The organism is Haloferula rosea (assembly GCF_016595525.1).
GTDB lineage: Bacteria > Verrucomicrobiota > Verrucomicrobiia > Verrucomicrobiales > Akkermansiaceae > Haloferula > Haloferula rosea.
This window is the reverse complement of sequence record NZ_JAENII010000045.1, coordinates 1-866: the sequence shown is the minus strand read 5'-3', so window position 1 is coordinate 866 and position 866 is coordinate 1. Positions and strand designations below refer to the sequence as shown.

Here is an 866-nt window from a genome sequence, read left to right as displayed (position 1 = left end):
CTGGGCTATCGCAACTACTACGGAGTGATCGGGAACTCGCATATGCTCTCCAAGTATTACTACGCCGTGGTGCGCTTGCTCTACAAGTGGTTGAATCGCCGCAGCCAGCGTCGATCACTGACCTGGGCGCAGTTCACGCGTCGCCTGCCAGGCTGGGAGCTTCCGCCGCCCCGTGTGGTGGAACTGCCGCTGAAAGCTGGATTGCACCAGAACGAGAAACCTGCATGATGGAGTCAGAAATCAAACCAAGGACCCGCGTTGCTTCGGATGCGCGTTTTCCGAGGAGCCCGGTGCGGTAATTCCGCACGCCGGGATCTGCGAGGGGGGCACCGGGTAACCGGTGTCCCTACCTCAATCGGCAGAAATGAAAATCGCGGCAAGCATCCTGGCACCGCTTCAGACCGGAGGGATCTTCGGGGCTCTTGCTACTGTCGTTCTCTACCAACTCTTGGGGTTCGCATCTAGCTCCCGATATTATCAGGACGGAGAACGGCTGATGTCTGCCGGAGGGATCTTCTTTCTCGTAGCGCTCATTTCGTCTGTCCTAATGATCTTTCTTCCGAAGCAGTTCGGGATGCGCAGCCGGGGAACGGCAGGCTGCGCGATCACCATCGTGGTACTTTTCCTTAAGGCCTCAATCAATCCGCAGATTCTTCCCGAAACTCGTGAATCTCTCAAAGAGTATAGGAACAAAAACAGCGCAGAACCCCAAAGATAGCTGGTGAGCTTGCCTCACAGCTATCCGTTGTTGGACGGGCCCGGCCTTGTTGAGATCAGCGGGATCTTGTGTGCTTTGGCGATTCGCCGCACCACCCGCTCGAAGGTGGTGTGGGTGGTCGCGACCGAACTGTAGTGGCGGACCTCCC

General features: G+C 57.4%; 1 protein-coding gene and 1 pseudogene. Both read left to right on the top strand.

Annotated elements, in window-relative coordinates:
• Window positions 1-228, top strand: a pseudogene (locus JIN81_RS18765) (hypothetical protein); the annotation flags it as partial.
• A 136-nt stretch (window positions 229-364) separates the two neighbouring features.
• Entirely contained in the window at window positions 365-718 is a 354-nt protein-coding gene (locus JIN81_RS18760) for a hypothetical protein (RefSeq protein ID WP_200283616.1), read from the top strand.
• Window positions 719-866 lie beyond the last annotated feature (148 nt).